At 33.6% G+C, this 3,766-nt stretch carries 4 protein-coding genes and 1 pseudogene; 4 read left to right on the forward strand and 1 reads right to left on the reverse strand.

All coding sequences use genetic code 11. The features are described 5' to 3' along the window. Positions 1-287, reverse strand: a pseudogene (locus CUS89_RS15670) (DUF2975 domain-containing protein); the annotation flags it as partial. A gap of 585 nt (positions 288-872) precedes the next feature. On the opposite strand from CUS89_RS15670, the gene CUS89_RS15995 reads away from it, so the two are divergent. The 4 genes from CUS89_RS15995 (at position 873) to CUS89_RS15690 (ending at position 3,748) form a co-directional block, all read left to right on the forward strand. Beyond that, a complete protein-coding gene (locus CUS89_RS15995) occupies positions 873-2,156 on the forward strand; it encodes a sensor histidine kinase (protein ID WP_146103423.1) in 1,284 nt (427 codons plus the stop codon). Positions 2,157-2,158: 2 nt separating this feature from the next. Next, the gene (locus CUS89_RS15680; RefSeq protein ID WP_019724613.1) at positions 2,159-2,911 is read left to right on the forward strand and encodes a LytR/AlgR family response regulator transcription factor; all 753 of its coding nucleotides are present in this window, start codon (positions 2,159-2,161) and stop codon (positions 2,909-2,911) included. A gap of 103 nt (positions 2,912-3,014) precedes the next feature. Continuing rightward, positions 3,015-3,581: an accessory gene regulator B family protein gene (locus CUS89_RS15685; RefSeq protein WP_065096370.1), complete on the forward strand. Its 567-nt coding sequence runs from the start codon at positions 3,015-3,017 to the stop codon at positions 3,579-3,581. 2 nt (positions 3,582-3,583) lie between these two features. Then, positions 3,584-3,748, forward strand: a complete 165-nt coding sequence (locus tag CUS89_RS15690) for a cyclic lactone autoinducer peptide (RefSeq protein ID WP_010735382.1) — start codon at positions 3,584-3,586, stop codon at positions 3,746-3,748. Positions 3,749-3,766: the final 18 nt, after the last annotated feature.

A 3,766-nucleotide genomic window follows, 5' to 3' on the forward strand; every position in this document is an offset into this window, starting at 1 on the left:
GATAAGAAAATCATCACTTTCCGGATATAGCTAACTAAGCGATGCGAGTGATCTGAAAATGTCTGGTCTTTAGATACATTTGTCAATAATTTAAAAATGATACTACCGATGACGATGCCTGAAAGTAAGGTAGCGAAAATGACGGTGATCAATAAAGTAGTTTGCCAATCTAGAGGGTTGGCTGATTCCGAGGTTACCAACTGAGTACCGAATAAAAGACCAAACAGACCGAAAACAATACATACTCCGATGGTAGTAGTTTTTAAAAATAGCGAATGACTTTTCATTTGATTATTCTCCTTAATAAATATATTGATATTCAATTATAATTTATCGTTTTTCGATAAATGGGTGACTAAACGATTGCCTCTTCCGAAGAAAAGGCAATCTAACGAAGCATTTGTGTTACTTAAAACCTCTAAAGAGGCGATTACTCTATATTAACTCTTTCTCATTTAAACAATGTATTCCCTAACCACTAATACATCCTTGTAACCCTTTAGTTACGCCAGTGGGATTAAATTTCATAAAAACAAATTAAGATGTCGTATAACATATGATCCGTAATAAATCTATTATAGCACAACATGCAATAGATGTAAATAGACTATAACTTTCAGAAAAAAACATTGGCTGTACCGAAAAAATGAAAAGTTCTACGCAGTTTATTAATCAACATGTAATCCAAATGACTAGTGAAATGTGCTACAATCTTTTTTGTTGAAAAGGATTAAAACGTTTTTGTTATCGAAAGGTACATAAAACGAGGAGTTTATGCTTAGTTTAATAAAAAATATGCTAAATAAAGCAATTCTTTGTTGTTTTTGGTTTGTTGTATACATGAGGACTTACTTAAATTAGGGGGACATTTTGTGAATTTAGACACGCTGGAAAGCTTGTTGATTGTCATCGTTCAAACGGCTTGCATCTTTTGGGTGACTAGCTATTTGGATACGCATTTAAAAAATCGGTATTACGTCATTTTGTCGATCATAGGAATTTTTTGCTATATGGCACTTTATTTTGTGATCAATGTTTTCGCCACTGCAGTTTTATGGATCAGTCTTTGTATAATCACATTTTATTTTAGGCGAAATATTTATACTGCTTTATTTATCCCTTCTGTAACATTCTGCTTATATATTTTTTCTGATTATATCATCAATTTCAGTTATACGATTCTTCACTTTTCTCTAAATATAAGATTAACTGTGATTCTAGGAACCCTTCTTTTTTTCTTCTTGGCATATATTTTCAAAACTTGGTTATTAGAAAAATGCTACAAAGATCTTTTGACAAGAAAGATCAGCGGAGTCATTGCAACAGCTACGATCTGTATTTACTTTAGTCTAGTAGTCATAGAGAGATTTCCTAATTTGCGAATTTATTTGATCGATGCACATGAACTGTTCATGATACTGTACGGACTGTTCTCAGCGATTATTTGTTTTTCTTTTATTTTCATAAAAAGAACGGAATATGAAAATAGAGAACAAAAACGTCAAATGAGTTACTTGATCGAATACAGCGAACAAGCTGAAAAAAACTACTTAGAGATTCTAAAATTTAAACACGATTACAAAAACATTCTTATTTCATTGGAAGAGTATATCGAAACCGAAGATGTAGCAGGACTAAAAGATTATTTTAGAAACAGTATCAAAGGAACAGGGTCGATTTTTGACCAAGAAATTTTTAGGATGTCCTCGATTTCCAATATAAAAATACGAGAAATCAAAAGTGTGATCATGAGCAAGTTATATATGGCACACCAGAAAGGAATCCATGTCAGCATTTCTGTGCCTGAGGTGGTCAATCATGTCGAAGTGTCTACGATGGTACTCGTAAGAATGCTCGGGATCATTTTGGACAACGCGATCGAAGCTTCAGAAGAACTTGAACATCCAGAAATTGAACTAGCGATCGTGGCAGACCATAAAGACTGTACATTCATGTTGATCAATAACTGTCAACGTGACTTACCTAAATTACATGACTTAAAGAAAGCAAGTTTTACGACGAAACCTGGTAATTCTGGGATCGGTTTGACCAATCTAGATGAGCTAGTCCAGTTGAATGGGAATGTGTTTTTAGATACGAAGATCCAAGATGATAAGTTTATACAAATCATAACTATATGTGAAGTCGAGGGGTAACTATGTTAAAAATTTTTATTTGTGATGATGAAGAGATCCATCGTAACCGAATCACTAATATTATAAAAAATTATGTGATGATGATGGATTATGACGTTGAGTTCCAGCTAGCTGCCGATAATCCATATGATATCTTATCCTACGTATCAGCTAATAAAACAGAAGGTATCTACTTTTTAGACATTGATTTAAATTCAGATATCAATGGGGTAGAGCTAGGAAAGCAGATTCGCCTGTATGATCCAACAGCAAAAATCATTTTTGTTACAACGTATACCGATTTTGTCTATCTTACATTTCTTTATAAGGTAGAGGCGTTGGATTATATAATCAAAGATAATGAAGAACAATTACAACAAAAAATCATCAGTTGTATCGATATTGCGATAGAGCGATATATGAATACTGCATTATCTACAAGAGAACAGATCTGGTTAAAAAGTGGTGCGGTCGATGTAAAGTTATATGTCGATGAAATTCTCTTTTTTAGTTCAAGCCCAACACCGCATAAATTGATCGTACACTTGGACAATCGTATGATTGAGTATGCAGGTAAAATCAAAGAAATTGAAAAATTAAGTGATTCTTTGTGTCGTTGCCATCAATCATTTGTCGTCAATTTGGCAAATATAGCAGAAATCAATAAAAAAGAGCGAAAAGTGATCATGACTAATGGAGAAGAATGTTTAGTCTCTACTAGATATTTAAAAAAATTAGCGACTCGCTTTGAAAATGAATACTCTCCAAAAGTATAAACACATCATTTTTTCGCACTTTTGATAAAAAAAGTAACACTTTTGAGAAAATAATCCATGGATTTGTAAAATAGGTATAATAAATTTCGAAGGAGCGTGGAAGATGACTGAAGAGTACATTTCTATAGAGGAAAAATTATCGAAGAAAATAAGTGGACATTTCGCTTCACAATTAGGACTTTCGCCGATTGAACAAGCAAAGGTGGAATATGGGTTATCGATCCTATTTGTCGATCTGTTCAAGATGATCGTGATGTATGGGATCGCGTTTCTCTTACATATCGTAGGAGCAGTATTCATCACACATCTTGTATTCATCTCAGTTCGTTTTACAACAAAAGGATTTCACGCAAGTAACAGTGCAGTTTGTACAATACTGAGTGTACTTTTCTTGGTTGTTTTACCTTGGATCGCCGCTTCGATTGATTTTGAACTGACTCGTCCTTGGTTTATTCTCGGAATCCTAGTCGTTGGTTTGGGTATATTCGTGAAAGAGAGAACGATCAATCAAGCAAAAGGACCCTTCCAATTAAGAAAAACGTTTCTTATCATTCTGTTCATCACAACGATCGGCTTGCTTTTACCTAGTGACAGTATTCGTACATATCTCTTGTTAGGTCTAGCAATTGCTACATTGTTGATGTTTATTAAAAATAAAGGGGTAGAATAAATATGTTAACAAGTCTAAAAACAAAAAAATTACAAATGATGCAAGTCATCTCAACGATGGCGATTGCTATCGCAACTTATGCAATGGGAACGATCGGTGCAGACTGCACATTCGTTATCTACGAACCAAAAATGCCTGAAGCATTAAAAAATGAAATGAATAAATAAAAATAAAACAGCGATTTA

Origin of the sequence: Enterococcus mundtii, from assembly GCF_002947535.1 — a bacterium.
GTDB classification, from domain to species: Bacteria; Bacillota; Bacilli; order Lactobacillales; family Enterococcaceae; genus Enterococcus_B; species Enterococcus_B mundtii_B.

What these genes read in the sequence shown, in the direction of transcription:
- CUS89_RS15680 (WP_019724613.1), top strand. Translation starts at nt 2,159, where the DNA reads ATGTTAAAAATTTTTATTTGTGATGATGAAGAGATCCATCGTAACCGA.
- CUS89_RS15685 (WP_065096370.1), top strand. Translation starts at nt 3,015, where the DNA reads ATGACTGAAGAGTACATTTCTATAGAGGAAAAATTATCGAAGAAAATA.
- CUS89_RS15690 (WP_010735382.1), top strand. Translation starts at nt 3,584, where the DNA reads ATGTTAACAAGTCTAAAAACAAAAAAATTACAAATGATGCAAGTCATC.